The organism is Bacillus sp. 166amftsu, assembly GCF_900107445.1.
In the GTDB taxonomy this organism is placed as follows: Bacteria; Bacillota; Bacilli; order Bacillales; family Bacillaceae_G; genus Bacillus_A; species Bacillus_A arachidis.
Window position 1 is genome coordinate 38785 of record NZ_FNQA01000003.1, and the last position, 26533, is coordinate 65317.

Consider the following 26533-nt stretch of genomic DNA (forward strand, 5'->3'; position numbering starts at 1 on the left):
GAAGTGCTTTTTTGAGGACAACATTACTTATAAACTTCATCCTAAAAAGTCCCCCCCTTGGTAAGGGGAGACCTTTACGTTTCACTTTATTTCCACAACCTTTTAACCCCCACCAATTCCTCACCATTGAATTCCATTCTATATATATCTGGTTTTGATGTTTGTAGTAAAAAATCTAAATCGTACTGACTGTCATAATACCCCATCATTAAAGCCATAACAGCTCCATGAGTGCCTAATACTATTTTTTGCCCTTGATAAGTCTTTAATAATTCTTTTAAAACTTTTATAGCTCGTTTTTGACAAGCCGCATTAGACTCTCCTCCCTTTAAAGCGAAGTTTGGATCAGAAAATGACTTTTTTAACAAAGAAAATAATTCCTTATCAGGCATTCGCTTATCTTCCGCAGAAAAAATTCTCTCTTTTAAGTCTTCAAATACGAAAACTTCTTGCCCTAAGTGTTTAGCTAATCCCTGAATCGTTAGGACGGATCGATGGTATGGGCTTGAAACAAATACCTCAATACCCTCCCCTTGTAATATATCAGTTATTCGATAAGTATCTAATTTCCCTTTTTCAGTTAAGCCTCTTGTTCTTTCATTTTCTTCTGTTTTTGGTGATTCGCCATGTCTCACCATGTAAATGAAAGTTTTCATAATACTCCTCCTTTACATAGTTTTTCGTTATTTATCCCGCTATTCGCGGACAGTAAGACCTCCACTGATTAAAGTTTCACTTTATAGCCTCTTCACAAACAATACCCTACTCCCTCCATTCCCATCATAATTTGTATGTACAGATACCCCATCCACTTCTCCATCACCTGTTTCAATTTCAAATCCAATATCCTGATGAAATTGAATTGATTTTTTATTTACTGGAGAAGTTACCGCTTTTGCGATATGACGATTATTTGCGCGAGCTGCATCGAAAAAATATGAGTATAGTGTAGAAGCTATGCCCTTTCTTCGATGCTTTGGATTTACTCCAATAAAATGAACATATGCTTCATCGGTATATGTTTGTGAGAAAAATCCACATAAAAACCCTAGCGTCTCTCCGTCCTGTTCAATAATAAAACTTGTTTCTCGAAAATGAACAAAGAAAAGTTTTGGTAACATATCAGCCATATTTCTTCCGCCCCACCACTCATTAAGGACGGAATGAATCGTTACATAATCTCCCTCTCGAATGTGTCTGACTTTCATTTCGCTCTTCCTCTCATCCTATTAGTTTCTGTCTTATTTATACTTCTGATTATTAGGTAAATACAAATATCTACTGTTACATTGGCCCTTTCCATTCTAATGAAAAACATCACTTTATAATATTTGCTACTTATAACAACAACTCCTCTTCCTCCTAAAACTTTGACATATAAAAATATTTTATATAAAATATTTTTAATAATTAGAATATTAAAATTACAAAAGAGGTGAACAAATGAACCAACAAATCTCTATTGAGAAAAAAGCACTCATAGCTAGTTTAATTGGTAGTTCAATCGAATGGTTTGATTTCTTCTTATACGGAACTGCCGCCGCACTTGTATTTAACAAATTATTTTTTGTAAACGAGGATCCCCTTGTCGCACTCATGCTTTCCTATCTTTCGTTTGGTATTCCTTTTTTCATTCGCCCGCTTGGAGGCATTATTTTCAGTCATATTGGTGATAAAATTGGAAGAAAGAAGACACTTGTGTTAACTCTCTCTCTTATGGGAGGGGCGACAGTATGTATTGGCTTACTTCCTTCATATGAAACTATCGGTATACTAGCTCCTATTCTTTTAATATTACTAAGAATTATTCAAGGATTAGGAATTGGCGGTGAATGGGGCGGCGCTTTACTATTAGCAGTCGAATATGCACCGAAGGATAAAAAGGGACTTTTCGGTAGCATTCCACAAACAGGTGTAACAATTGGAATGTTACTTGGAACTGCTGCAATCTCCTTTATGACAATGATTTCTGGTGATAATTTTGTGACGTGGGGATGGCGAATTCCATTTATTTTAAGTGCAATATTGGTATTCATAGGATTATGGATTCGAAATGGATTAGATGAAACACCCGATTTCAAAAAGGCAAAAGAAAGTGGAAATATTTCAAAACTACCTATTGCCGACACATTACGTCATCACTGGAAATCCGTACTAATCGCCACAGGAACAAAGGTAGCTGAAACAGCTCCCTTCTATATTTTCTCAACATTCATTGTTTCCTATGGTACATCACAGCTGAAATTACCGAATACAACTGTTTTAAACGCTGTTACCATCGCTATGCTCATTACTACTATTATGATTCCAATTATGGGAAAACTTTCAGATTCCATTGGAAGAAAGAAAATGTACATATGGGGTACCATTGCGATTCTCTTATATGCTTTTCCATATTTCCTACTATTAAACCAAGGAACTACTTTTTCTATCATTATCGCAACTGTTATTGGCTTAGGGGTTTTATGGGCACCTGTAACAGCTGTATTAGGTACATTATTCTCTGAAATTTTCTCCACTCAAGTACGCTATACGGGTGTTACGTTAGGTTATCAATTAGGCGCTGCACTTGCTGGCGGGACAGCTCCGATGATTGCTGCTTATTTAATGAATGTGTACAACAACTCTTGGATTCCAGTCGCTTTATATATTGTGCTTACTTGCTGTATTTCTTTAATTGCCATCGCTGCCGTTTCAACGAGGCAGATCGCAGAGAACATACAAAATCAAGATATACAAGCATAGTCAGTCGGGGGATTCTCAACTCCCCCTTTTCTATTAAAAAGGAGGATGATTTAAATGATTCATATTACAGAAGAAATGGTTAAAGACATTTATAAAATGAAAGATTGCTTACAAGATGTAGAAAAGGCATTCCAGTATTATATGAACAATGAAATTACAACACCAGTAAGGCTGAATATACAGCATTCTCAAGAAGAGGCGAACTCCCTTTATATGCCCTCTTACGTAGCTCCAATCGAATTTGCATCTACAAAAATTGTTAGTATCTTTCCTCAAAATACACAGAAAGGAAAAAAAGCACTACAAAGCTTGATTGTTTTAACAGAAACAAATACTGGTAATCATGTCGCAACAATTGAGGCCTCCTATTTAACAACACTTCGTACAGGAGCAATGAGCGGTATTGCAACCGAACATTTCGCTCGTCAAGATGCTCGTGTATGCGTTGTCATTGGCTGCGGCGCTCAAGCACTCGGACAAATACAAGCTGTTATGGAAGTTCGATCTTTAAATCGTATTCTTCTCGTGAATCGTACAATACAAAAAGCAATTGAGTTTAAGAATCATTTACTCTCCTTATATCCAAATTGGAACGGAACCATTGAAATTATAGAATCAGCTGACGTTGCTGTCGCAATGGCTGATATTGTAATTTGTAGTACAACTTCCACTACACCTGTGTTTGATGGAAAACACTTAAAACGCGGTACTCATATTAATGGAATTGGTTCTTATCAACCTCATATGCAAGAACTCGATTTCACTACATTACAGCGCAGTGATAAAATTATTGTAGATACATTAGAAGGTGTTCAGCACGAAGCAGGAGATTTCTTGATTGCGAGCGAAAAAAATGAATGGAACTTTTCAAATATATATAGTGAACTTGGGGATATTATTTTAGGGCATAAACAAGGCCGGGCAAACTCTGATGAAATTACTTTATTTAAATCTGTTGGGGTTGCCTTCTTGGATACAGTAGTGGCTAGTTCGATTTATCAAAAATATGCGGAAAAGTTGTTTGTAAAGTGATTCAAAAAGTGACTCGCCAGCATAACGTAACATTTATAAATATCCGTCACAAGTGCGGTATTTCTTCATTTATAGTGAATAAATTAGTGTATAAGGGCGTATGTTACTACGCTCTTTTTTCGCGGTCACCAAAAGTCACTTCTTCCGTCCTCCGCCACCATATTTACCGACAGTTCCCTCGATAATCCACCTTAACTCTCGTCCTCCTCCCCTAACTCCCACTCGTAATCTCCGTAGTTCATTGTTCGTCCTCCTAGTTAATTAGCTTTAAAGTTGTAGATTGGTTTGATAATATGCTTAATATCAATTGTGCCTTTCGTATTTTCTACAATCTCATCCATCGGTTTGTATACCATTGGCGCTTCATCTAATGTGCTTTTATCAACTGAAGTCGTCCAAACGTTAGTCATTGTGTTCTGGAAATCTTCTAATTTAATCATTTCTTTGGCTTTCTTGCGACTCATGATTCGACCAGCTCCATGTGGACCAGAAAAGTTCCAATCTGAATTACCTTTACCGAATGCTATAATTGACCCATCCCTCATATTAATTGGAATAATTACTCGCTCACCTTGTTGTGCTGAAATAGCGCCTTTTCGTAGAATCATATTATCCATGTCTATGTAGTTATGAATTGTTGTAAATTGATCAGTTACTTCCCAATCCATTCTCGTTACAATTTCATCAATCATAGCTTTACGATTTAACTCAGCATACTTTTGAGCAATCTTCATGTCATTCATATAATCATCGAATCCTTTACCTTCTAAATAAGCTAATTCTTTACGGATTTTAGGCTTCTTAATTCCGCGTAAAGCTTCATGGATTTCTTGTTGTCTACCTTCTTTCGTTAAACGCTCAATGATTTCGTCTTTAATTGATTTAACACTTAGTAGTTGTTCGTAAGCGAAGTTTTGATAGTACTCTGCTACTTGTTTACCTAGGTTACGGGAACCGCTATGTATAACAATGTACACATTCCCTTTATCGTCTTCATTAAGCTCAATAAAATGATTTCCCCCACCAAGAGTACCAATGCTCTTTTGAGCACGTTGTAATGTAAACGGTGCTCTTACATCTTTAAAATCAATCATCTTTGATAATGGATGTTCCTTATCTCGAATACTAAAACCACTTGGAACATGTTTACGAATTGTGTCATCTAATTGATCAAAGTTAATTTCCTCTTTTTTCTTATCAATTATAACAACTTCCATACCACAACCTATATCTACTCCAACAAGGTTAGGTACGATTTTATCTTGAATGGTCATCGTCGTTCCAATAGTACAACCAGCGCCGGCGTGTGTATCAGGCATAATTCGGATTTTACTCTCTTTTGCAAATTCCTGATTACATAAATCAATGATTTGACCTACCGCTGTTTCTTCAACGTTATTCGTAAATACCTTTGCTTCATTGTATTTCCCTTGTAATTTCAACATCTCTCATTCCTCTTTTCCTATATCTAGTAAATTGTATTAATTATACATTAAATTATACGTTTGTAGTCCTAACTGCTCGCATTCTTTCCGCCATCTCTCGTTTCTGATCCTCGCTGTACTGACGTACTTTATTCATACTTACTTGTTTTTCTCCTAACGTACATTTCACCGCCAAGATATTGCCATCATCACTATCGATAACAGTAACTTTTTCCTCACCGACCAAGGCTATTAACTTACGAATGTGTTTAGGAACGCAAGAGTATGCGCTCCATTCCTTCGTATCGTTGTCGAAAGTTAATACCGTTTCTTGTTCTCTCGTTGAGTGTGTGGTCATTGTTCTACCTCCGTCTCTATTAAAAGGATTATTTTGTTAAACAATCTTTTCCACAAAATAGTAATTAATATATAATTAAATTATTCAAATGTTAGGAGTGATAAAAATGATTGATATATATAGTCTTATTTTTTTGATTATTATAGGGATCGGTGCTTTATTATCATTGATAAGTGATTTGCGAAAACCACACAAAAATATATTTGCGATTGTATGTGAGTCCTTAGTTCTTATAGGAGTTGCATCTTATTACTTACATAATAAATAGCATCCTCCCTCGAATAAAACTAAATATTCCGTCAATACTATAGATACAATCTTTCTCCAGTTCCCCATTGGAGCCGAGCAGTTAGCTTTTGCTAGCTGCTCTTATTATGGTTTCACTACTTCCGCACCCTTTAGAAACTCCATTAATGATTCACGGCATCCATCACATAAATCAACTTCTGCTTCAGCGATTTTGCTGTAATGATCATAGTCCTCAATACCACTCATTCTGCGATTTATTACTGTTACGATATTTTTTATAAATTCTCTGAAGCCAATTTCAATTTTGATACTACATGTTTCTTTAGGATTAATAATTGCACTACATCGATCACAACACTTCGCCATATCCATTCCCCTTTTCTACAAAATGAAATTTTTATTTATTTGTATAAAAATCAACCTAACTACCTAAATTAATAAAAAACATAGGAGCGAGTTAAGGAATATAACACTTAAAATTCTTAAGTATTTATTTTTAGTAACTGGAGTTGCTCTCTTGATACTTGTAGATCTTTTTAGTATCTTTCCAAATTTATTCAAATAGCGTTTTTGTTCAATTATGGTTTAATAACTGTCCATTCCTTTGAATCGATACGTTGCTGAGCTTCTTCCATGCTGATTGCACTACCAGAACCGTCTGAATAAACAACTTGAATCTTTCCGGTCATGAATCCATCAAAATCATGATTGTATGAAATCAACGCATTACCCAAAACTTTTACTTTTACAAACTCGCATCCATCTATATCTTCAACTTGAAAGTTTTTCACTTCTTTTTCTTCCACTTGCTCAATTAGCCAATCATAATCGAACTTCGTCATGCAAATCGCATGATCTGCAATGTTGGTGATATTCTCTTTTACTTCTTTTAATCGCTTATTCATTTATTTCACTCCATTCAAAATAACTATTTTGTTCAAATTCTGGATAAATATTAATATTCTGCATAAAGGAGATCTACTGATGAAAAAGATTTTTTCAGTTATTTTCATAGCAATTTTCCTTTTAATAGTTCTATATTTTGTTGGTATGTCACTTTTTTGGAATCAACCATAAATTAAGCACAACAGTTAGCTTTTGCTGGCTGTTCTTTTTCTGTAAGATAACACTTTTGATTGTTTTTCCTACTTCCTCCTTTCTTTATATAACCAACCTGAAATATATATCAAAACTCTCATTTTTTTTGTTTTGTGGAATTAATCCAATCATAATTTCTATTTCTTAAATAATATATATGGACAACCAAAGAAAAGGAGAATGAAATACGTATGGCTGATTATTTTTATAAAAATGGTAAAAAGTGTTATAAAAAACACTCAAAGTCGAACCCTCAAAACGATAACTGTTCTGTTAAAACTCATACAATTGCTGGTGTAGGAGCAAATTTAAATGGAAATATACCTTTAGTTATTGACCTCCTAAATACCACTCCGCAAACAGTATTTGAGGATTTCACTAACAATCATAATAAAACGTTAATTCAGTTATTTGTTGTTGGCATGAGTGCACCTGTTGACGTAACTATTCGAACAAGAGGATCTAACATACCAATTACCACCACATTACAACCCGTTCAAACAAAAATATTTCAGGTTGAAGATTTCCAAAGTCTTACTCTTACAAAACACGAGGGTTCTGTCAGTGCAGTTAGTTTATTTGTCCAAAAAACATTTTGCATCTGCTGTAATAATCAAGGTGATTTTTGTGATGGGTATTACTCCGAATGCGACGACTATTGTTAAATTACCGAAAAGAGTCCTTGTTATATAGGATTCTTTTTCTTTTACTCCTTTAGCATTTAATTATTCACCATTCTATTTCTTCATTTCTTAACAAAATTCAAATTTGATAATACTTATTTAACCGATTAATCTGTTATCTCCAACACAACGTCATAGATAACGAAAGTCACACCGAGAATAAAAGCGGTAACCAACGTTTCTAACCCACTTAACCCGCAAAAATACGTAAGCCAAAACCATGTTGGCAAAGACATTAAAACTCCAATAATAATCTCTTTCATTACGTTTCCCCCTAATCAATACATATCGATAAAAACTGCGTCTTCTAATCTTTCTTCATCTACTACTAACGTATCTACTTTGGCTGTATCACTGACTGGATACGTGTCTACTATAATTTCTTTCGACTTATCTTCGATTTTCTGTAGCGCATTAATTAAGTCTTGTACCGTGATCATCTACGCATCCCCCTTTTCGATTCGCCCTCGAACGGCAACACTACGCACAAATCTCGCACTCTATCGTACAACCTACGATCAAACACGCTCTCCAACTCATCAATAGGAATGTTCGAAGTGTAGACTGTTGGGAGTCCGTTTGAAACACGATAGTTAACTAACGCATGTAAGTCCCCTCGGAATCCAGTCGTGGCACTACCGTACGCCTATATCATCGAGAACGGCGAAAGGTGCAAATCTTGCATTACTTCCACGCTTGTAATATTCTCTCGCCGCTTTTTCCGATACGTCCTTCGGAACATTCGTCCGATTAAATTCGTTATACAAGTCTTGCCATTCGTTCACATCTAAAAAATATCCAGGTATCTGCAACGATTGCCTATTTCGCTGCAAACTACCGATATAATGCCGGATTAGCCACTCGTTTGAAATTACGGCTGCTGTCGTCGTTTTCCCCGTGCCAGTTTCTTCGGAAAACAAGTACATCGATTTGATTTTATCTTTTACATCCGTTGTACCACTCGCCTCAAATTGCCGTGAGAAAGTCGTTACATACGCTTCGATAGATTTATAGACTTTCGGTTGGGACACTCGTACAGGCGAATTCAGTAACGTTAAATGACGATATTCTTTCGGTAAGTTGGTCGCTGCCATACGTCCTCCGTTACCGTTATGTCCGTGTAGTGCGATGTACGAGGTGCACTTACGGTTACATGATTCGCTTTTGTATAGCGAACAATGATCGGATAGAATACATTGCATCATACCGTTGCCTCCTTAACGAATTTCTCCTCGTTAACACTTCGTTACTGCATCGACATCCTCTCCGGCTAGAATAGCGCCACATTTACGCAACTCCATTCCGTATTGACACTCCCGGTAACACTTCACTTCTACGTCGCTCAACTTCGATAGGTTGCTAAACGGGCATCCGGAACACTGATCGTCTAAGATGTGGAATGTTTTACTACGCGCGCCTTCCTTTTCATCTTTCGTATACTCACGTTTCGGAAATTCCTCTCTATCTTCCGCTAATGCTCTTAAGGATTTTTCACGACCACACGACGGACATCCTGAGCCTTTTTTAAAGTGCATGTAAGCAATCGAAGGTTTCTCGTTCGGATGATTCGGACATGTGTAACGCATTTTCGTATGGTTGTTTTTATATGTCGTCTCTAGTAACGTATAGCCTCTATCCGCAAATTCTTTACGAACAATCTCTATCGTTCTAGTATTCTGCTTTTGATTACACTTACGACAACCACCGTAGTCTCTCTTTAAAGTGTTTGTCATAACTTCGATAATAGTCTCGGAATGCTTGCGACATCTACAACGCATTGGTGTATGCGCACTTACATATTCCGTTTCAAGTAAATCGTAGCCTTTAGAATCAAATAGTGCTGCGACTTGTTCCAATGTTAATCTCTTAGCCATCGTTTTCCCTCCGTTTATAAATAATCGATAATTTCTTCCGTGCTTACTTCTATATGTACCCGTTGTCTACAATGTTGCTCATCTCTCTTACGTAACTCATCGAGTATCCGCGGCAACAACCTGGATCGCATATACGAATACATAAACGCAAAGTTTAATCCGGGATACTCCCGCGTCGGCTTATAGTCGGCAAAACATACGTCAATGAATCGCTTTGTTGCTTCCGGCTTATGCTCGGCGATGAACGCTTTGAGCATTCGTCCTTCCATCGCATAGCTACGAGTGACATACGGGATTTCATAACGCTCCCCATGTACGTGCTTTAAGTACTCACGGAATGTTGTAACGTTCCACTTTTCGATTGGTAGGTTGCGGAAATCTTTCGTTGATATTCGGGTCATTTTCGTTCACCCTTCGATATAATTGCGATAAATTCCCCATCTATCTTTCTTAAGCTCACTTGCACGTAATGGTCCATCGATAATCGAAAACCTTTTTGCTCTATTGCATAACGACTAGCCGCTATCATTAACTCATTTTCCGTTAAGATTACCTTGTTCATTCTGTTCTCTCCTCGTCAAATAATTGCGCATGTAATTCCTCATTAAACGCCTGCCATAAATCCCGTCCGTCTTCCGTTTTGAAAACGTTACGACGGATTAGTGCCTCGATGTAGATTTCTTTCAGTAATGGATCGTTTAATTGCATTTCGTTTGTTTATTCGGCCTCCTTTACCTACCTCTGTTGGGTACATTTACCGCTAATAATTCCAGAAAATTCGTGTTATCATTTAATTATCGAGCGGACATTACTCGAGACGTCTTCCCAAAAGACACATTTACTCCATCCCTTTTGAATCTCTGTCGCTACAGAGGTTCTTTTTTCTACGTTTTCGACATGTATCGTTATGAATTTTCTCAATACGATACATATAGCCTTCGACCGACAAGAATGTTAATATATGGATACACCTTTTCTTTTGACCTATATTCTTAGGTCTTTTTTTCTGACCGTTACCTTATATCTGCGTTAGTTACCACCTATCCTATCGATAACACCTTGTAATTAATCCATTCGTAGATTTCTAGAATTTTGTCTACGTATTTGACCGTAAAATTTACATTAGTCTATACGTCAGTAGCCTTTTGTTACCTGTCGTTCTTGTTGACGTTCAATTACTCCGGTTACACTACCGATACTGCACTCGACTTTCTATTTAACGCCTTTTAACGTGTGCATAACCGACTGTAATACCGCTTGATCATCCTTTGCCTTACGTCGTCTTTACGAATACGTTTCAGTTCTTTCGACAAGTGATTGCCACGTGCTGTAGTAAACGCCTCAATTTCGATAGTGTGTAAGATAGCTTGCTGCGCTAAATCTGTTTGTGACTTACGTTGATTCGTTTGTTGCATATCGGACTCTAGTGATTCTAGTTCCGTTAAGATGCGTTGTAATCGTTTCGTTACATCTCTCATCGTAAACACCTCCGTTTATTAATTCGTTTTATTTATATAAACCGTTACTACTTTTAAAACCTGACGATTTCACTTCATTCATCGTATCCAATCATCTATTAGCGGAGTTCTTTTATATAAGTAATTACCGCCGAATATACTAATGATGGAAGTCTATTTCGTTAGAAATAGACTTCAAGGTTTGGTCTCTTAATCTTTTTCTTGTTAAAAGATAGTTCTTGTTAAGAGTTAGTTCTTGTTAGTGTGAACTACAACCATGTGTGGAAGTCGCCATATGTGGTTACGCGTCACATAGACTAATAGCTTCCGGCTCATTTCCGAATATCGTCAGCTGGCTAATCGGTAGAATCGTATAAACCGTATTCTCCCATTGTTGCGTACGCTCGTGTCTACGTCTTTCCTTAACGACTAATGGCTTTCCATCCCATCGATACTCGCATAGCTTTTTGCTGCGTCTATTGGCGCTCTCACGGCTTATATTGAGTCGTTTAGCAATCATTGTCTTGCGTTGGGTAACATTCGCCATCTTCGTCCATGAATGACGCTAGTACGCAAAGAGTCGTCCATCTTTCCGGACCTAAGTCCGCTATTAAACCGGAGTGTACTGCGTCGACATACATCTTTAGAAAGATACGTGTCTCTCGCTTTCCGCTCGTAATTGAATATTCCGTTTGGGCTTCGATTGATACTAAGTTGCTCTTTTCGCTTATTGTGCTCACCCGTTTCCACCTCCGTGTAATGCCTTGTGAACTCCTTACAAATCGTTTGACGCATCACTTTGGAACCTCGCGCACTTTTTTAGAAAAAAAATAATAAATTTACGTTTTTCTACTTTTTCCACCCCTATACATTTAGTGACCTTAGCGGTAAAATTTACATATAAACGATAAATACTGCATCTTGTGACTTACAAATGGAGGTCATAAGATTATGAATGGTAGTATTAAACAAAATAAGCAAACTGGTAAGTGGGATTTCGTTTTTAACATTTCGAATGATTCTTTGACTGGTAAGCGTAGGCAAATTAGGCGTAGGGGATTTTCTTCAAAACGTGAAGCGGAAGAAGAGATGATAAAGCTAAAAGCAGAAGTTTTAAATAATGAATTTATTAGCACATCAAAAATGACATATGAAACCTATATGAACCAATGGTTCGAAGAAAGAAAGTTTAGTATACAAGAGTCAACTTACGAAATGAACTTCGGTTATTACAAGAATATAATACAACCGCGGTTAGGGTATTTAGACTTACAGCAAATGACGCCCATATTACTACAAAACTTCGTAAATACTCTCGTATCAGAAAAGCGTTATTTAAATTACACGGTACATTTAGTGTTTCGTATTGTAAGTGCTTCATTGAAAAAAGCGAAGACATTCAAACTGATTAAAGAGAATCCAACGATAGGAATTACTCTTCCAAAGTTACCTAAAAAAGAGATTAAAGTGTGGACAGTCGAAGAAGTAAATTTCTTTTTACAAGAGTCTAAAAAACTTAATTCTTTAACGCGTCATTTTATCGCTTTTTCAATCGCTCTCCAAACCGGTATGCGTCAAGGCGAAATATTAGGACTACGTTGGCAAGATATCGATTTCGAAAACGGCATTATTTACGTACGCCAAACCGTAACTCGGACTGCTAAGATTAAAATAGGTGCTAAAAACGCTTCAAGTATTCGATCTATTCATGTTCCGCCTAACCTAATTGATGAGTTGAAAGAGCGTAAACACAGGATCGAGCTTGAGCGATTACTTGTTGGGGCTAAATATCAAGATTTCGATTTGGTCGTATGTACCCAGGAAGGTAAACCAGTTCTTCCACGTAATTTACGTATTACGTTTCATCATTTATCGGACAAACTTGGTCTCCCTTCTATCCGATTCCATAACCTGTGGCATACTCATGCAACAATTCTTATACAACGGAATGTAAACGTAAAATTAATTGCGGATAGGTTAGGACACACGGATATACCGACGACCCTTAATACGTATATTCACGTCATACCTGACATACAAAAGTCTGTAGCTGAAGAACTCGCTAAAGTCATCGTAAGTTAGTGACCGTTAAAGTGACCGCATAAAGTGACCGCGCCACATTTACGTGAATTCACGTATACTCATGCAGATCAACCTCATATGCAAGAACTCGATTTCACTACATTACAGCGCAGTGATAAAATTATTGTAGATACATTAGAAGGTGTTCAGCACGAAGCAGGAGATTTCTTGATTGCGAGCGAAAAAAATGAATGGAACTTTTCAAATATATATAGTGAACTTGGGGATATTATTTTAGGGCATAAACAAGGCCGGACAAACTCTGATGAAATTACTTTATTTAAATCTGTTGGGGTTGCCTTCTTGGATACAGTAGTGGCTAGTTCGATTTATCAAAAATATGCGGAAAAGTTGTTTGTAAAGTGATTCAAAAAGTGACTCGCCAGCATAACGTAACATTTATAAATATCCGTCACAAGTACGATATTCCAACGTTTATAGTGAATATAACAATGTAAATGAGCGTATATAATTACGCTCATTTATTTTGGTCACCACAAGTCACCTTTTGTTTTTCCATTTCCGCTATTCCCATTAATTTTACTAGCATATTGTTTTTGAATATACAGTAACTGTTAAGTACTCTCTTTTTATCTTTACGCAGTATGCTATGATATAGCCCCTGTTAATCCAATTACATTATCCATGATATAAAAATCGTAGTATTCTTGTTATTATCAGCGGAATTTAGCGGTATGTTTGCAGAGTAATACAAATACATAGGCCAGAACGTATTTTTAAAAATCAGGAGCCATATGCCTCTAAACTGGATACTGCTAAATTTGATAGATTTTATGATACAGAGGCAAAAATACTAGAAGATATAGCTTCTCAAATTAAGTATCCAAATATTTTTTGGAAAATAGATTTATATACAGAACTCGATGCTTGCCAAAGTCATAGTAATATTATTTTAGAATTTAGGAAAGAATATCCTAACATTCAGCTTAATATATATACAAAATAACGAAATTTGGAGGAGAGAAAGTGGATTTAAGATACGATGAAATAAAGGAAGCAGTTATTGATACATATGACAGCCTTCATATTGGGACAAAATATGAAATAAGAGATACTTTTTATGCATTACTACATGATCATGAATCCTCAGATGAATATACTGAAACAGAGGAATGTTGTATTTATGTTAACTTTGCATTGTTACTTATTGAAAAAAATACAAATATTGATTTTATAAAAACTCGTTTAAATGAGTTACTGGACAACAAAAATATGGAGATTTATCGAACAGAGTTAAAAGATGAGATTAATGAGTTTACGAATGATGTTGATAAGTTGAAACAACACTTATAAAAGTATTATAATTCTTTAAATCTGTATAATTATAGTTTAAACATAAAAACATCCCCTTTTACGTAATGTCCAAACGTACTTTTTACTCAACGAATAGCATGTATTGACGATTAGACATTTACGATAAGGAGGCGTTTTTTAAACATGGATTTCTCCAATTATTATTACGACTATGTACACGAATGTTTTATGCGGAAAAAGCACCGTAAAAGTCACTTCTGTACGAAAGCGAAAAGATGTACATTACATAAAATTTTTATATTATCCTAAATAATATTTAACAAGCTAAATCCATACATCGAAGCTACTACAAAAATGACTGTCCATACAGCTAGACTAATCGTCATCCAACTTATGACGTGTGTCCGATTAGATCCAAATGTTAAAGCTAATACGGCTGCAATATCAGTTCCTACGAGAATTGGAGCTAGCAGAGCCAAACCTGGAATACCATATCGTTCCCATATTCGTCTTGATCTGGTTTCTTTTTTAGAAGGTGTTGTTATACCTTTTTTTAACTTTCTTGCTGCTTGCCATTTTGCATACTGCTTAAAGAAAAAGCCTAGTAATAGAACCAAGATAAGATTCCCTGCAAACGCCATAAGTCCTACTGCAAATGGTTGTAATCCCCATGCAATACCGAGTGGTACAACGATTGACACATCCATCCATGGTGCAAAAGCTAATAAAAATACAACTAAATATTGCCATAATTCACCTGCATTTTGAGCCCACTCCACCATACCTGTTCCCCCTCCTTTTTCGTTCAGATTAAATACGATTTAAAACCCGAATGGTAGTTAACCAATAGACAATGTATTGCCCTACACCCAGTACACCAATACACATTAATGGAACAAGAATATGATGAGAAAAGAGGAAGCAAATTCCCGCCGTTACTGGAAGTGCAAAGCTATAGTAAATATACACATTCCTGCAAGCCTTATAGGTTACCCATTGTTGACCTTCATCTATTTCACGAAATTCGGACGGTGTAAATCCAAATAGTCTAATCCTATCATCAGAATTCTTTCGATTATAATACTTTGTAAGAATGAACCACAAAAAAGTAAACATTACCAAAATCCCAAAACACCATCTAGCCAGAACGACCTGTGTGTTCATAAGAGAAAACAGTAAAAATGCAATGATTAATACAAATAAACTCGCGCCTAGAAGCGGAGATTTTAAAATATGTTTCATCATAATCATTCCTCTCCATTTAAATAAAAAACATCTTCTACAGTAACCTGAAACGCAGCAGCTATTTTTAACGCCATAGTGACAGATGGAGAATAATCACCTTTTTCAATTAATCCGATTGTCTGCCTTGTCACTCCAACTGCATCGGCCAAATCTTGCTGAGTCCACCTAAATCGTGCCCGTAATTCTCTAACTCTGTTTTCAAGCATCACAATTTCCCTTTCTTCATTTTCTACCACCATTGTAAATGATTGACAATAAAATGTAAATGATCGTTTGCATTTTGCAATAAATAATTGCTCTAAAACACCATCTATAAAATGGCGTTGTTTTGTTTATATAGCTTTTAAAGTATGCTTACGTACAAAAGGAATGAAACATTTTGATTGGAACCTCATTACCATTGGTTCATTTCCAAAAAGGTGGGCTTTACTACTAGATCTTGAATTTTTTTGCCACTATACGCTGTTCCGGTAACCTCTTTACAACGTGAACACTTTCGATTGTACATACCTGTTGCTCTCTCCTATATATGCCATTTATACTTACTATAACGCCTTTTAATTAGGATATTTTTTACAATATATATTTATTATGTAATGGGGGATTTCTATATGGAGCGAAAGCCTACTTTTGGTTATACAAAGGAGAACCAAAACTATATATTACGTCCTAGTTGCTATGCTGTTATCTTCAATAGCCATTATACGAAAATAGCAATTATCAAAAAAGGAACTCGATATTTTTTACCTGGGGGTGGCAAGGAGCAAGGCGAAACAAAAGAATTATGTTTACGTCGTGAACTTGTAGAAGAGCTAGGATGGGATATTGAAATTCAGCACTATATTGGCAATGCTGAGCGATATTTTTATGCTGAAAATGAAAATACATACTATTTAAACAATGGATATTTTTACATTTGTAAAAAGTTAAAAACAGAAAATACTATTTCTGAACAGGATCATATTTTACATTGGCTTTCTCCTTATCAAGCACAAAATTTACTTATACACGAACATCAGCAGTGGGCTGTGCAACAAGCCTTATCATTCATAAAATAAAAACGTCCCATTTCTACAGAAAGAGGACGTTTTTATCATTAACTCACTTTTTTCAAATCGAAAGCTGGCTTTTTTACCGTTCCTTTTTTCACTACGTACAAGCCGATAAATATAACGAATCCGCCGAACAATTGCATCATATTCATTCTTTCTCCAATTGTTACTGCAGCGAAAATCACTGCAAACAATGGCACGAGATACATATATACCATTACTTTTGTTGAACCAATTTTACTAATACCAACGTACCACATCGCTAGTCCAAAGACTGTTGCAAATACAATCGAATAACCTAATGATCCCCAGCTTAATGTATCTGTTGGCCATGATAATGTATTGATATTGAATAAACAATATATAACGAGCGGTACGATTCCAATTAATGTAGACCAAGATGTTACTCGCATTGCCGAATATTTTGTAATAAGTGGTTGTGCAAGAATTGGATACCATCCCCAAGCAATCGCAGCAACTAATCCAATTAGATTTCCAATCCAAGCATACTCATATGTAGATTGATTCGTATGCCCTGTTAATAAAACAAGCGCTGCCCCACTAAATGATAATAAGGAACCGATCTGAATTTTCATCGAAAAACGTTCTTGTTTGTGCAACACTGCTAAAATCCCTGTAAATATAGGTGACATCGCAATTAATAGTGACGCATTTGTTGCTGATGTATATTTTACAGATAACATAAATAATGTTTGATAAAGTGTAGTACCAACTATCCCCACGACTAGTAACCTTAACCAATCTTTCTTCTCAATACGTAACGATCTTTCCATAAAAAATGTAATCAATAATAATACTGGAGATGCTATTAAAAATCGTAAGCTATTAAATTGAATGGATGACATATAAGCCACTCCATATTTGCCAATTGTATAATTTGCTCCCCATACTAAAGCAACAGCTATTAGGAGCCATTCCATTTGCCATCGTTTCATTTGAATCTCCCCTTCCACTACCCTAGCATAGTAAAATTGGCTGGATATCACACCGTCCAATTGGCTGTTTTTTCACCCAGCCAATTTGTTATAATGAAACTAGATAAAGAATAAGGGGACGTTATAAATGGAGTGGAAGTTAGATACCGACAGCAAGATCCCAATTTATCAACAAGTTGTTGATTTTATTGAAAGACGTATTATGTATGGAGAGCTTCCTCCTGGTAGCTTTCTCCCTTCGGAACGAAAATTAGCAATCCAACTAAATGTAAACCGAAGTACTGTTACAACTGCTTATAATGAACTGCGTGCTATGGGAATTGTGGACAGCACAACTGGAAGAGGTACACGTGTAAGTACACATATGTGGGGCGTTTCTCCAACACTAACACCAAACTGGAGAGGATTCGTAGAAGGTGGTACTTTTTTACCTAATTTACCCCTACTTCGACATATTCGAGAACAAGTCCAGCAAAATGAAAATATCATTGATTTCGCGAATGGAGAACTTGGTTGTAACTTGTTTCCCCATGAACAGTTACAAAGTATATTACGTGAGCAGCCTTTAACGCAATCACTTAGCTATGATCATCCACAAGGCTATCTACCATTAAGACAAGCAGCAGCGAAATATATGAGAGATTATCTAAAAATTGATGCAACAGAACAATCAATTATGATTACATCTGGGGCCCAACAAGCACTTCATCTCATTGTGCAATGTTTATTAAATCCCGGTGATGCGGTCGCATTTGAAAGCCCATCTCATTGTTATTCATTACCTCTCTTTCAATCAGCTGGGATTCGTATTTTCCCGTTACCTGTTGATGAATATGGAGTGAATCCGGAAGATGTGCATGAGCTATATCGAAAGCACCGGATTAAAATGATTTTTTTAAATCCAAATTTCCAGAACCCAACAGGAACAATGCTTCATCCAAATCGGAGAAAAAAACTTTTATCTTTATGTGCAGACTTACGTATCCCAATTGTTGAAGATGATCCATCTAGTTTACTAACGTTAGAAAATAAAAAACCTTGTCCAACATTAAAATCAATTGATGAAAATGGCACCGTCATTTATGTCCATTCACTATCAAAAATGATCGCACCCGGCCTTCGCGTTGGGTGGCTTGTTGCTCCGCAATCAGTAGTGGAAAGATTAGCAGATGCACGGCATCAAATGGAATTAGGACTTAGCATTTTCCCTCAGTGGCTCATGCAACAATTTTTTGAGACCGTTCCTTTTGATACGCATATGGAACAATTACGAAGACAGCTCGTACAAAAAAGAGATACCCTTGTCGATTCCTTAAACTACTATCTTCAAGATAAAATTTCTTTTTCAATTCCAAGTGGTGGGATTTACATATGGGGAAATTTAAAGGAGCCTATTAACGAAAAACAGCTTATTATACAAAGTTTAAAACAACAAGTAGCATTTATGCCTGGCAGTATTTTTGGTGCCAAAGACGGATATGTTCGTTTATCATATGGGAAAGTAAATACCAATCAAATAGAGGATGGAATTTCTCGTTTACATGCCGCTATCAAGTGTTGCCAAAAATAAAAAACAACGTATTCAGTATGGATGCTTCATAAAAAAATACTTTAGACTAAAAAGGTGCTTTCTAGACGCGAAAACACCTTTTTGTTACTATAATCAAAATGATATAAATGAATATTCTCAACTTGAACGTATTCTAAAAAACATCTATCCTATACTTTTTTAGAATTTGTTTTTAATAAACTTTTAAAATCTAGTTCAGCGATTACTACACTTAATAATATAAGAGTTGCACCTAAATAACCTTTAGCTGTGAGAGTTTCACCTGTGAAAAAGAAAGCAAAACCTGCTGAAAAAACAGGTTCTAATGAAAAAATAAGACCTGTATGTGTAGGACTCGTATATTGCTGTGCAATGATTTGAACAATAAAAGCCATTCCTGTACAGAATATACTTAATACTAAAATTGAAAACCATGATTCAACAGTACTAGGAAGTTTAGGATTTTCCATAAACATTGAGAAAATAATACTAAATAGACCGACAAAGCCCAGTTGTAAAACTCCAAGGCTAATTGAATTAACCTGCTTCGTTATTGTTCCAGTAATGATGATATGGACTGCATAAAATAGAGCACATAAAATACATAATATATCGCCATAACCTATTTTTAATTGGCTATTTAACGTTAATAACCCTATCCCTACTATTGTGAAAACAACTCCCAACATAACTTTTTTATCAGGCCTTTGTTTTAAAAAGATAGATGATAATACTGGAATAAATATCACTGTAAGACTCATTAAAAAACCAGCATTAGAAACCGATGTATACTTTGTACCAAAAGTCGCAAAAATATAAACTATAAATAAGATAGCAGCTAATAGACAAGCATATTTAATAGTTCTAAAATCAATTTTGATTAAATGCTTATAAAACACTATACCTGACAAAAGAAAAGCAATAATAAAACGTAATGCGATTAAATTATATTCCTGCATGTAATTAAGGCCAACTTTTGTAAGTAAGATGGATGCCCCCCAAAAAAATGTAACCAATAGTAACATTAAATCCGCCTTTAATTGTATTTTCATCCCTATTCCCTCGTTAGTTTTTAGTATATTTCATCATTTATTAGAGTAACTATCACCTTGACATAAGCTTTCAACCTAACCTAATGATTTTAACCCTGCCTATTAGGAGCAAAATCATTGCATCTAATGATTTTGCTATTTCTAATTCTTTCTATTTAGAAGCTATAATTACTCTCCCTATCATCCATCCTGACTTTTTAAAATATTCTAAATAATCGTTTTAGAATATCCCTCCCTATTAATATTTTTAAGTATGTATACAGAACTGTATATTAATGTATCGAATATATTTTGTCTAATTTCACTTTAATCCCCGATACTTAGCTGTTGTCAATTCTTGTATGTACGCATCAATCTCAGGCATTTCTTCTTCCCTAGCCAATCGGATTGCAAGCTCTATATCATAAGGAACTCGCACAAGTTGAATTGAAAAACTTGCTGCCTCTTTTTGGCCATATACACCTTCAAAAATCAAATAAGAGGCTTGTGTAATCTCAAGCGGGTTACCCACACTTCCTGCATTACACAACGTTTTCCCACGAAAATTTTGCACATAAGCTTGATGTATATCTCCGTAGCAAACGACATCCGGTTTCCTTTCACCTTCAATGTTTTCTGTAAGATTACTATTTTCAAATAAACTAACACGCTGTTCTATTGGAGCTCCGGGCTGAACTCTTTCATATAGACTTCTAGGTGATGCATGGAACATTCTAATTAGTTTCCCACTCATGATAAATTCAATTGAAAATGGCAATCCCCTTAAATAATTCCGCTGCTGTTCTGATAATTGCTTTTGATGCCACTCTAATGTCTCAGACTCAGTAGGCTTTGTTATAAAATCATCCCAGTTTCCCATCACAACATGTTCACATTCTTTCCGAATAATCTCAATTGCTTCACTAGAATGTGGCCCTTTCCCTACCAGATCACCTAAGCACATAATACGTTCTATCCCTCTTAATTTGATATCTTTAAGAACTGCATCTAGCGCAGGAATATTACCATGAATATCTGAAATAACTGCTATTTTATCCATATGAATACCTCCAATTATTCTATATTTATTATATTTTTATCAAAAGATTTATACCAATTTGGGGTATAGGATGTAAAACCATTATGTTCTTCTAAAATCCTTCTTAACCTCATTTTCATTTCTTCTAGCAAATTAGGTGTGATTCGATTTGTCCACACAATATCCGCTGGAAAAATCATTGCTGCATACAATGCATATAGTTTCCAAAAATGAAGTGATGGCTCACCATCACAATACCCATGAACTTGTCCAACCGCAAACGGTATACTGATATCGACTGTAAACAAAGGCATCTTGTAAAAATCATGAATAGGATCTCCAAAATCAAATCTTGCAAAGTCGATAACAGCACGAAATTCTTTATGATGAAGCATGAGATTCGCTGGATGAAAATCATCATGTAAAAATACGATAGGACGAGCATGTAATAAATTTTTATGATTTTCCACAAAGCTTAACACTGGTTTTATGTCAATAAAATCCGTCTCATATTCTTCTAATGCTTGCAAGTATCTCTCATATTTATGATACCTTAACATTTTCCAAGATTCTTCTACTTTCTTTTTCTTCACTGTATGAATTGTTTTTAATACTTCTCCCGCCCGTTTTCCAGCTAAATATTGCTCTTTCTCAGTCAATTTACCAAGTATATCTTTCCCGTCGTCTCCTTCAACCCATTCAAATACTTGTACACATTGATTGAATGGAATAAGATTTACGAAATGAAGTAATTTAGGCATTGGCAGCCCTAATAATTCAAAACGGCTCATATATTCATATTCTTCAAGCCTACGTTCACAAGTTGAAGTATCACACACTTTTATAAAATAGCGTTCATGATTGGCTAATTCAATTTTATACTTTTGATCTTGCGAAAAACCTTTTGAAATAGCAGTACACTTTACTGCGCGAGGCCAATTTAATTGTTTTTCTAATTCCATTAACACTTCTTTCATATAGATTCTCCCGATTAATATATGTATGAACTACCTAACACATCTGTTCTGTTCTTCTGCTTATTCGTCCCTTGAAATTCAACTACAAAAGGATATTCCCCATGTTTGAATAACTGTTCTTGTACAAATCCTTCACCAATAGGTTCACAAAACTGCACATTTACATTTCCAAGTAAAATGCTCTGACAAAGTGCATTCCAATCCCTATGATTTTCTGGTAAAGTCACTTGTACTTCAAGTATCTCTTTCCATCTATCTACTGTTTCACGTACGTTTTTCACTGCATAGTATATTGTCTGAATTTCTTTTACCTCGTTTCTATGTGAGGCAATGACACCTACTTTTTGTAAATCTAACCTTCTATTCTCATCAGATTCTTCCCACTGTATAAAGAAAGGTAATTTCGGACTGCTCTCTTCCTGTTCCACAAATAACATTTTCCATTCTATAAGATGACCGTCATTTCTCATTCGCTCTCCTTCAAATGGTCCTTTTACTTGCAAACCTTTTTCGGCGAGCTGTACAGCTAGTGCTTCGATATGATTGGTACGAAGAGCAATTTGCAGCATTCCTTCTCTATCTTGTAATTTCTCTACAGTTTCCTGAACGAGTGGATTGTCCGCTTGCTTCGCTTTATCTTCATGTTGCACTGCTAAAAATTCAATATAAGATAAGTCAAAATAACTTAAACTATTCCATGTTCCCCAGTTCGTATGTTCTCCGCCTTGCACCGTATGGAAACCGCGTTCCTTCATTTGTTTTTCAGCTTCTTTTGGTGTACAGCCAACAATATGAACAAGATGATCAAATGCTAACATGATTTCTTCCTCCTTTTATTTACATCTTTTAATTATATAATAATTCTGTTATTTTGTTCAATTTAAAAAACTTTTTAAAACCTAGTTGCTTTATAAGATTAATATGCATTATAATAATAAAAAATTAACATTAAGCTGATTGGAAAAACCAAAGGCTCTTTTCTCATTAGGGAAAAGAGCCTTTTTATTTATTATTTTACAGGGGGATTATACATGCAGAAATTAATTGTCTTTGCTATTATTGGTTTTTTTGCTCAACTGATTGACGGAGCACTTGGGATGGCATATGGGGTAACATCTTCTTCATTATTATTAATGTTCGGAATTGCACCTGCTGTTGCTTCCGCATCCGTTCATTTAGCGGAAGTTGTTACAACCGCGGCTTCTGGCGTATCTCACATCCGATTTGGAAATGTTGATAAATATACCGTTTCCAGACTCACATTACCAGGTGCAATTGGCGCTTTTGTCGGTGCTTGTTTTTTAAGCAATTTACCTGGTGATTTAATTAAACCGTACATTTCACTCTTTTTATTTACTTTAGGTATCTATATTTTATTACGATTTATTATTCAAAAACAAATTGTCCGATCAAATAAACGTATGTCTGCTAAGCAACTTATTCCGCTCGGATTGTTTGCTGGTTTTGTTGATTCAACTGGTGGAGGTGGCTGGGGACCTATCACTACACCAGTACTTCTCGCACGAGGAAATGAAGCACGAAAAGTCATTGGCTCTGTAGATACAAGTGAATTTCCAGTATCATTAGCTGCTACTATTGGATTTTTCATTTCATTAGGCTGGGAACAAGTAAGCTGGTTTTGGGTATTTGCCCTTATGCTTGGCGGCATTCTCGCAGCTCCAATCGCTGCATGGTTAGTGCGAATTGTTCCTTCACATTTACTTGGTGTACTCGTTGGTGGACTCATTATTTTCACAAATATCCGGACGCTGCTTACGTCATTTAAAGTAGATTCAACAATTATTACTCTTTCCTATATTGCGGTAGGTCTTGTCGTTATCATTGCACTTTTCATTTCAATTCGAAACCATTCTGAATCTGCAAAACAAAATGCTGGATATTCAGCTGATCCAAAACGAGTTTTACCTTGAAACAGAGACAATAAAAATACAACTTAAAAAAACGGCATAAAACCTTTCCTCTTAGATAGAAGCGGTCAGATCCTCTTCCTTCCCTATGCCAAATGAAAACAAAAAGAGAATATGTTAGAAAATCAAAATGGATATATGGTATGAAATGAAAAAGGTAAGCAAATGAATAAATTTGCTTACCTTTTTCGTTTCTTTTATGTTCTTTAAATCCTTTTCCTTACAGCTTTAACCGTATCTCGCATAACTTCCTTTTTGGCTTCTAAACTTCATGCATTCATGTCTCATTGCTTTTACGTAAATAATGTCGAATTTATTTTTCTGAATTTTCTTTCAATATTTAGAGGATTTTTCATATCTTTTTGCGAAACATTTGTATAACAATTTTTTCTTCATCTTTTTACATATTCAGTAAGTTGGTTCGGGCGGAGTTTTGAAAACGTTTCCTATACAATAACCGATTGTTTTTGATATATTCCTACAAAAATTCCTTGCAATATTTTCAGAAACTAATTACAATTGCCATATATTAAAAATCAATGCAATGAATAAATCCTCATCAATCCGATGAGGTAGAGGTTGCGGCATTTATTAGTAAAACGGATAAGACACAGAGAATGTTAATGACTCCGTTTAAAAGGAAATGCTGCCGAAGTTTGTATTTCTTCTCTGGAAGTATGAGCTGGGGCTGTCTCCGAATAGGAACAGAACTGTCACGTTTACAAAATACCGTGTAAACGTGGGGTGCTATCTTAACGGAAGGGTATGATGGGGTGGTTATTTGTGAAACGTTCCGCCAAATTCCTTTGGCGGTTTTTTGTATTTTTCTTCCCCCGTTCCTTCCTAATCTTACAAGAAAAGGAGTGTTGAACATGAATAGCATAGCGGATCAAGCTACCTCTAAAACACAATCTACACAAGAAAAAGGTGAACTAAGGCGCGGATTAAAATCTCGCCACCTTACAATGATTTCTCTCGGCGGTACAATTGGTACCGGGCTCTTTCTTGCTAGTGGCGGTGTCATTCATGCGGCAGGACCTGGCGGAGCTCTCTTAGCATACGCAGCAATCGGCATTATGGTTTACTTTTTAATGACAAGTTTAGCTGAATTAGCAGCGTATATGCCTGTCACCGGCTCATTTAGCACATACGCAACAAAATTTGTCGATCCATCACTTGGATTTGCACTCGGCTGGAATTATTGGTATAACTGGGCAATTACTATTGCAGCTGAACTAGCAGCAGTTACATTAATTATGAAGTTTTGGTTTCCAAATACCCCTTCTTTAATTTGGAGTGGCCTTTGTTTAGTTCTTATGTTTCTTATAAATTATTTATCCGTTAAAGGATTTGGTGAAGCCGAGTATTGGTTCGCTCTTATTAAAGTAGTAACTGTTATTATCTTTTTAATCGTTGGATTTATGATGATTTTCGGCATCATGGGTGGTGAAGCGGTAGGTTTTAAAAACTTCACGGTTGCAGATGCACCATTTAATGGTGGCATCATGGCAATCATCGGTGTATTTATGGCCGCTGGTTTCTCATTCCAAGGAACTGAATTATTAGGTGTAGCTGCTGGTGAAACAGCTGATCCAGAACGTAGTATTCCAAAAGCAATTCGCTCCATCTTTTGGCGCATACTATTATTCTACATCTTAGCAATTCTTGTTATCGGTCTATTAATCCCTTATACAACTGATAGTCTTGCAGCTAGTGATGTAACAGTAAGTCCCTTTACACTTGTTTTTGAAAAAGCAGGAATTGCATTTGCCGCTTCTGTTATGAACGCTGTTATTTTAACTGCAGTTTTATCCGCTGGTAACTCTGGTATGTATGCTTGTACTCGTATGCTTTGGGACTTAGCACGTCAAGGAAAAGCACCGAAATTTTTAGGTAAACTAGATAGCCGTGGTGTACCAGTAAACGCCTTGATTGCCACTTCATTAGTTGGAAGCGCAGCTTTCTTAGCCTCTTTATATGGCGATGGCGTTGTATATGTTTGGCTATTGAATGCTTCTGGAATGTCTGGCTTTATCGCATGGGTTGGAATTGCGGTCAGTCATTATCGTTTCCGTAAAGCATACATCGCGCAAGGTAAAGATTTAAATGACCTTCCTTATAAAGCAAAATGGTTCCCATTTGGCCCAATCTTCGCATTTGCACTTTGCGTAATTGTTATTCTTGGACAAAACTACGGTGCATTTATGGGAGAATCTATCGATTGGAATGGTGTACTCGTTTCTTACATCGGTTTACCTCTCTTCCTTGCGATGTGGTTAGGATATAAATTTACTAAGAAAACAAAAGTAATTCCTCTTGATAAATGTGAACTTTAAGTTATAAAGGTCAGCAAACATACAATGTTTGCTGACCTTTTTTTATTGGAATGAATCCTTCATATTCAAAGGATATATTCATATTATGTCGAATAGTGTATTACATGTAAGAAATTCAACATTCGACATATTTGTAAATTCTC

32 protein-coding genes, 2 pseudogenes and 1 riboswitch are annotated in these 26533 nt (G+C 35.9%); of the genes and pseudogenes, 11 read left to right on the forward strand and 23 right to left on the reverse strand.

Annotation, left to right across the window (positions count from 1 at the left end; translation table 11 throughout):
* Positions 1-86: 86 nt before the first annotated feature.
* Positions 87-656: a histidine phosphatase family protein gene (locus BLV40_RS11610; protein ID WP_026592873.1), complete on the reverse strand. Its 570-nt coding sequence runs from the start codon at positions 654-656 to the stop codon at positions 87-89.
* An 81-nt stretch (positions 657-737) separates the two neighbouring features.
* Positions 738-1208: a GNAT family N-acetyltransferase gene (locus tag BLV40_RS11615; RefSeq protein WP_026592872.1), complete on the reverse strand. Its 471-nt coding sequence runs from the start codon at positions 1206-1208 to the stop codon at positions 738-740.
* A 235-nt stretch (positions 1209-1443) separates the two neighbouring features.
* Here BLV40_RS11615 and BLV40_RS11625 point away from each other — a divergent pair, with 235 nt between their 5' ends.
* Both BLV40_RS11625 and BLV40_RS11630 read left to right on the forward strand, forming a co-directional pair.
* Complete coding sequence (locus tag BLV40_RS11625) at positions 1444-2745, forward strand: MFS transporter (RefSeq protein WP_090690138.1); 1302 nt, start codon at positions 1444-1446, stop codon at positions 2743-2745.
* A 54-nt stretch (positions 2746-2799) separates the two neighbouring features.
* Entirely contained in the window at positions 2800-3777 is a 978-nt protein-coding gene (locus BLV40_RS11630; RefSeq protein ID WP_090690142.1) for an ornithine cyclodeaminase family protein, read from the forward strand.
* Between the two features lie 257 nt (positions 3778-4034).
* Here the strand turns inward: BLV40_RS11630 and BLV40_RS11635 are convergent, their stop codons facing one another.
* The 4 genes from BLV40_RS11635 to BLV40_RS11650 all read right to left on the reverse strand — a co-directional run bounded on the left by BLV40_RS11635 (position 4035) and on the right by BLV40_RS11650 (position 6713).
* Positions 4035-5222 carry an RtcB family protein gene (locus BLV40_RS11635; protein ID WP_090690145.1) on the reverse strand — a complete coding sequence of 396 codons (1188 nt, stop codon included), beginning with the start codon at positions 5220-5222 and terminating at the stop codon, positions 4035-4037.
* 52 nt (positions 5223-5274) lie between these two features.
* Positions 5275-5559 carry a hypothetical protein gene (locus BLV40_RS11640; protein ID WP_090690149.1) on the reverse strand — a complete coding sequence of 95 codons (285 nt, stop codon included), beginning with the start codon at positions 5557-5559 and terminating at the stop codon, positions 5275-5277.
* Between the two features lie 372 nt (positions 5560-5931).
* A complete protein-coding gene (locus BLV40_RS11645) occupies positions 5932-6174 on the reverse strand; it encodes a hypothetical protein (RefSeq protein ID WP_090690152.1) in 243 nt (80 codons plus the stop codon).
* Positions 6175-6386: 212 nt separating this feature from the next.
* Entirely contained in the window at positions 6387-6713 is a 327-nt protein-coding gene (locus BLV40_RS11650; RefSeq protein ID WP_090690156.1) for a hypothetical protein, read from the reverse strand.
* A gap of 384 nt (positions 6714-7097) precedes the next feature.
* On the opposite strand from BLV40_RS11650, the gene BLV40_RS11655 reads away from it, so the two are divergent.
* Positions 7098-7571: an exosporium protein D gene (locus tag BLV40_RS11655; RefSeq protein WP_090690159.1), complete on the forward strand. Its 474-nt coding sequence runs from the start codon at positions 7098-7100 to the stop codon at positions 7569-7571.
* Between the two features lie 125 nt (positions 7572-7696).
* Here BLV40_RS11655 and BLV40_RS28540 read toward each other — a convergent pair whose 3' ends face one another.
* The 9 genes and pseudogenes from BLV40_RS28540 to BLV40_RS29305 all read right to left on the reverse strand — a co-directional run bounded on the left by BLV40_RS28540 (position 7697) and on the right by BLV40_RS29305 (position 11660).
* Positions 7697-7852 carry a hypothetical protein gene (locus BLV40_RS28540; RefSeq protein WP_170833643.1) on the reverse strand — a complete coding sequence of 52 codons (156 nt, stop codon included), beginning with the start codon at positions 7850-7852 and terminating at the stop codon, positions 7697-7699.
* 15 nt (positions 7853-7867) lie between these two features.
* Positions 7868-8029, reverse strand: a complete 162-nt coding sequence (locus tag BLV40_RS28545) for a hypothetical protein (protein WP_170833644.1) — start codon at positions 8027-8029, stop codon at positions 7868-7870.
* A pseudogene (locus BLV40_RS11660) lies at positions 8026-8791 on the reverse strand (DNA replication protein). Before BLV40_RS11660 ends, BLV40_RS28545 begins: the two are co-directional and overlap by 4 nt.
* 33 nt (positions 8792-8824) lie before the next feature.
* Positions 8825-9463: a hypothetical protein gene (locus BLV40_RS11665; RefSeq protein ID WP_090690162.1), complete on the reverse strand. Its 639-nt coding sequence runs from the start codon at positions 9461-9463 to the stop codon at positions 8825-8827.
* 14 nt (positions 9464-9477) lie between these two features.
* Complete coding sequence (locus BLV40_RS11670) at positions 9478-9864, reverse strand: hypothetical protein (RefSeq protein WP_090690166.1); 387 nt, start codon at positions 9862-9864, stop codon at positions 9478-9480.
* On the reverse strand, positions 9861-10025 hold the full coding sequence (locus BLV40_RS28550; protein ID WP_170833645.1) for a hypothetical protein: 165 nt from the start codon (positions 10023-10025) through the stop codon (positions 9861-9863). Before BLV40_RS28550 ends, BLV40_RS11670 begins: the two co-directional genes overlap by 4 nt.
* A complete protein-coding gene (fbpA, locus tag BLV40_RS11675; protein WP_090690169.1) occupies positions 10022-10171 on the reverse strand; it encodes a Fur-regulated basic protein FbpA in 150 nt (49 codons plus the stop codon). The genes BLV40_RS28550 and fbpA overlap by 4 nt, the downstream gene beginning before the upstream one ends.
* Before the next feature lie 518 nt (positions 10172-10689).
* Positions 10690-10941 (reverse strand): hypothetical protein, encoded by a 252-nt coding sequence (locus BLV40_RS11680; RefSeq protein ID WP_244525390.1) that lies wholly within the window; start codon positions 10939-10941, stop codon positions 10690-10692.
* A 488-nt stretch (positions 10942-11429) separates the two neighbouring features.
* A complete protein-coding gene (locus BLV40_RS29305) occupies positions 11430-11660 on the reverse strand; it encodes a hypothetical protein (protein WP_244525391.1) in 231 nt (76 codons plus the stop codon).
* Positions 11661-11871: 211 nt separating this feature from the next.
* Between BLV40_RS29305 and BLV40_RS11690 the strand changes: the two genes are divergently transcribed.
* The 4 genes and pseudogenes from BLV40_RS11690 to BLV40_RS11705 all read left to right on the forward strand — a co-directional run bounded on the left by BLV40_RS11690 (position 11872) and on the right by BLV40_RS11705 (position 14316).
* Positions 11872-13002, forward strand: a complete 1131-nt coding sequence (locus BLV40_RS11690) for a site-specific integrase (RefSeq protein ID WP_090690171.1) — start codon at positions 11872-11874, stop codon at positions 13000-13002.
* 69 nt (positions 13003-13071) lie between these two features.
* Positions 13072-13368 (forward strand): annotated as a pseudogene (locus BLV40_RS11695) (ornithine cyclodeaminase family protein); the annotation flags it as partial.
* Positions 13369-13717: 349 nt separating this feature from the next.
* A complete protein-coding gene (locus tag BLV40_RS11700) occupies positions 13718-13969 on the forward strand; it encodes a deaminase domain-containing protein (protein ID WP_280138898.1) in 252 nt (83 codons plus the stop codon).
* Positions 13970-13989: 20 nt separating this feature from the next.
* Positions 13990-14316: a hypothetical protein gene (locus tag BLV40_RS11705; RefSeq protein ID WP_090690174.1), complete on the forward strand. Its 327-nt coding sequence runs from the start codon at positions 13990-13992 to the stop codon at positions 14314-14316.
* A gap of 266 nt (positions 14317-14582) precedes the next feature.
* Here BLV40_RS11705 and BLV40_RS11710 read toward each other — a convergent pair whose 3' ends face one another.
* The 3 genes from BLV40_RS11710 to BLV40_RS11720 are packed head-to-tail and all read right to left on the reverse strand — an operon-like array spanning position 14583 to position 15731.
* Positions 14583-15059: a small multi-drug export protein gene (locus BLV40_RS11710; RefSeq protein WP_026592864.1), complete on the reverse strand. Its 477-nt coding sequence runs from the start codon at positions 15057-15059 to the stop codon at positions 14583-14585.
* 28 nt (positions 15060-15087) lie between these two features.
* Entirely contained in the window at positions 15088-15522 is a 435-nt protein-coding gene (locus BLV40_RS11715) for a hypothetical protein (protein ID WP_090690177.1), read from the reverse strand.
* Between the two features lie 2 nt (positions 15523-15524).
* On the reverse strand, positions 15525-15731 hold the full coding sequence (locus BLV40_RS11720) for a helix-turn-helix transcriptional regulator (protein ID WP_026592862.1): 207 nt from the start codon (positions 15729-15731) through the stop codon (positions 15525-15527).
* Positions 15732-16133: 402 nt separating this feature from the next.
* Between BLV40_RS11720 and BLV40_RS11725 the strand changes: the two genes are divergently transcribed.
* Positions 16134-16580: an NUDIX hydrolase gene (locus BLV40_RS11725; protein ID WP_090690180.1), complete on the forward strand. Its 447-nt coding sequence runs from the start codon at positions 16134-16136 to the stop codon at positions 16578-16580.
* 38 nt (positions 16581-16618) lie between these two features.
* Here BLV40_RS11725 and BLV40_RS11730 read toward each other — a convergent pair whose 3' ends face one another.
* Positions 16619-17530 carry a DMT family transporter gene (locus BLV40_RS11730; protein WP_090690182.1) on the reverse strand — a complete coding sequence of 304 codons (912 nt, stop codon included), beginning with the start codon at positions 17528-17530 and terminating at the stop codon, positions 16619-16621.
* A gap of 127 nt (positions 17531-17657) precedes the next feature.
* Here BLV40_RS11730 and BLV40_RS11735 point away from each other — a divergent pair, with 127 nt between their 5' ends.
* Complete coding sequence (locus tag BLV40_RS11735) at positions 17658-19100, forward strand: MocR-like pyridoxine biosynthesis transcription factor PdxR (protein ID WP_090690185.1); 1443 nt, start codon at positions 17658-17660, stop codon at positions 19098-19100.
* A gap of 149 nt (positions 19101-19249) precedes the next feature.
* On the opposite strand, the gene BLV40_RS11740 is transcribed toward BLV40_RS11735, so the two are convergent.
* From BLV40_RS11740 to BLV40_RS11755, 4 genes are all read right to left on the reverse strand, one after another.
* Positions 19250-20131, reverse strand: a complete 882-nt coding sequence (locus tag BLV40_RS11740; RefSeq protein WP_026592858.1) for a DMT family transporter — start codon at positions 20129-20131, stop codon at positions 19250-19252.
* A gap of 301 nt (positions 20132-20432) precedes the next feature.
* Positions 20433-21170, reverse strand: coding sequence for a metallophosphoesterase family protein (locus BLV40_RS11745; RefSeq protein WP_026592857.1), 738 nt, complete (start codon positions 21168-21170; stop codon positions 20433-20435).
* Positions 21171-21184: 14 nt separating this feature from the next.
* Entirely contained in the window at positions 21185-22126 is a 942-nt protein-coding gene (locus BLV40_RS11750; RefSeq protein ID WP_090690187.1) for an aminoglycoside phosphotransferase family protein, read from the reverse strand.
* A gap of 14 nt (positions 22127-22140) precedes the next feature.
* Positions 22141-22944, reverse strand: coding sequence for a VOC family protein (locus BLV40_RS11755; protein WP_090690190.1), 804 nt, complete (start codon positions 22942-22944; stop codon positions 22141-22143).
* Positions 22945-23157: 213 nt separating this feature from the next.
* On the opposite strand from BLV40_RS11755, the gene BLV40_RS11760 reads away from it, so the two are divergent.
* Both BLV40_RS11760 and BLV40_RS11765 read left to right on the forward strand, forming a co-directional pair.
* The gene (locus BLV40_RS11760) at positions 23158-24057 is read left to right on the forward strand and encodes a sulfite exporter TauE/SafE family protein (RefSeq protein WP_090690194.1); all 900 of its coding nucleotides are present in this window, start codon (positions 23158-23160) and stop codon (positions 24055-24057) included.
* Positions 24058-24619: 562 nt separating this feature from the next.
* A riboswitch (Lysine riboswitch) is annotated at positions 24620-24812 on the forward strand.
* Positions 24813-24926: 114 nt separating this feature from the next.
* Complete coding sequence (locus BLV40_RS11765) at positions 24927-26390, forward strand: amino acid permease (protein WP_090690197.1); 1464 nt, start codon at positions 24927-24929, stop codon at positions 26388-26390.
* The last annotated feature ends 143 nt before the right edge of the window (positions 26391-26533 follow it).

Bases quoted from the DNA above. Each gene is read 5' to 3' on its own strand.
- BLV40_RS11610 (WP_026592873.1), bottom strand. From the start codon at position 656: ATGAAAACTTTCATTTACATGGTGAGACATGGCGAATCACCAAAAACA.
- BLV40_RS11615 (WP_026592872.1), bottom strand. From the start codon at position 1,208: ATGAAAGTCAGACACATTCGAGAGGGAGATTATGTAACGATTCATTCC.
- BLV40_RS11625 (WP_090690138.1), top strand. From the start codon at position 1,444: ATGAACCAACAAATCTCTATTGAGAAAAAAGCACTCATAGCTAGTTTA.
- BLV40_RS11630 (WP_090690142.1), top strand. From the start codon at position 2,800: ATGATTCATATTACAGAAGAAATGGTTAAAGACATTTATAAAATGAAA.
- BLV40_RS11635 (WP_090690145.1), bottom strand. From the start codon at position 5,222: ATGTTGAAATTACAAGGGAAATACAATGAAGCAAAGGTATTTACGAAT.
- BLV40_RS11640 (WP_090690149.1), bottom strand. From the start codon at position 5,559: ATGACCACACACTCAACGAGAGAACAAGAAACGGTATTAACTTTCGAC.
- BLV40_RS11645 (WP_090690152.1), bottom strand. From the start codon at position 6,174: ATGGCGAAGTGTTGTGATCGATGTAGTGCAATTATTAATCCTAAAGAA.
- BLV40_RS11650 (WP_090690156.1), bottom strand. From the start codon at position 6,713: ATGAATAAGCGATTAAAAGAAGTAAAAGAGAATATCACCAACATTGCA.
- BLV40_RS11655 (WP_090690159.1), top strand. From the start codon at position 7,098: ATGGCTGATTATTTTTATAAAAATGGTAAAAAGTGTTATAAAAAACAC.
- BLV40_RS28540 (WP_170833643.1), bottom strand. From the start codon at position 7,852: ATGAAAGAGATTATTATTGGAGTTTTAATGTCTTTGCCAACATGGTTT.
- BLV40_RS28545 (WP_170833644.1), bottom strand. From the start codon at position 8,029: ATGATCACGGTACAAGACTTAATTAATGCGCTACAGAAAATCGAAGAT.
- BLV40_RS11665 (WP_090690162.1), bottom strand. From the start codon at position 9,463: ATGGCTAAGAGATTAACATTGGAACAAGTCGCAGCACTATTTGATTCT.
- BLV40_RS11670 (WP_090690166.1), bottom strand. From the start codon at position 9,864: ATGACCCGAATATCAACGAAAGATTTCCGCAACCTACCAATCGAAAAG.
- BLV40_RS28550 (WP_170833645.1), bottom strand. From the start codon at position 10,025: ATGAACAAGGTAATCTTAACGGAAAATGAGTTAATGATAGCGGCTAGT.
- fbpA (WP_090690169.1), bottom strand. From the start codon at position 10,171: ATGCAATTAAACGATCCATTACTGAAAGAAATCTACATCGAGGCACTA.
- BLV40_RS11680 (WP_244525390.1), bottom strand. From the start codon at position 10,941: ATGAGAGATGTAACGAAACGATTACAACGCATCTTAACGGAACTAGAA.
- BLV40_RS11690 (WP_090690171.1), top strand. From the start codon at position 11,872: ATGAATGGTAGTATTAAACAAAATAAGCAAACTGGTAAGTGGGATTTC.
- BLV40_RS11710 (WP_026592864.1), bottom strand. From the start codon at position 15,059: ATGGTGGAGTGGGCTCAAAATGCAGGTGAATTATGGCAATATTTAGTT.
- BLV40_RS11715 (WP_090690177.1), bottom strand. From the start codon at position 15,522: ATGATGAAACATATTTTAAAATCTCCGCTTCTAGGCGCGAGTTTATTT.
- BLV40_RS11725 (WP_090690180.1), top strand. From the start codon at position 16,134: ATGGAGCGAAAGCCTACTTTTGGTTATACAAAGGAGAACCAAAACTAT.
- BLV40_RS11730 (WP_090690182.1), bottom strand. From the start codon at position 17,530: ATGAAACGATGGCAAATGGAATGGCTCCTAATAGCTGTTGCTTTAGTA.
- BLV40_RS11735 (WP_090690185.1), top strand. From the start codon at position 17,658: ATGGAGTGGAAGTTAGATACCGACAGCAAGATCCCAATTTATCAACAA.
- BLV40_RS11740 (WP_026592858.1), bottom strand. From the start codon at position 20,131: ATGAAAATACAATTAAAGGCGGATTTAATGTTACTATTGGTTACATTT.
- BLV40_RS11745 (WP_026592857.1), bottom strand. From the start codon at position 21,170: ATGGATAAAATAGCAGTTATTTCAGATATTCATGGTAATATTCCTGCG.
- BLV40_RS11750 (WP_090690187.1), bottom strand. From the start codon at position 22,126: ATGAAAGAAGTGTTAATGGAATTAGAAAAACAATTAAATTGGCCTCGC.
- BLV40_RS11755 (WP_090690190.1), bottom strand. From the start codon at position 22,944: ATGTTAGCATTTGATCATCTTGTTCATATTGTTGGCTGTACACCAAAA.
- BLV40_RS11760 (WP_090690194.1), top strand. From the start codon at position 23,158: ATGCAGAAATTAATTGTCTTTGCTATTATTGGTTTTTTTGCTCAACTG.
- BLV40_RS11765 (WP_090690197.1), top strand. From the start codon at position 24,927: ATGAATAGCATAGCGGATCAAGCTACCTCTAAAACACAATCTACACAA.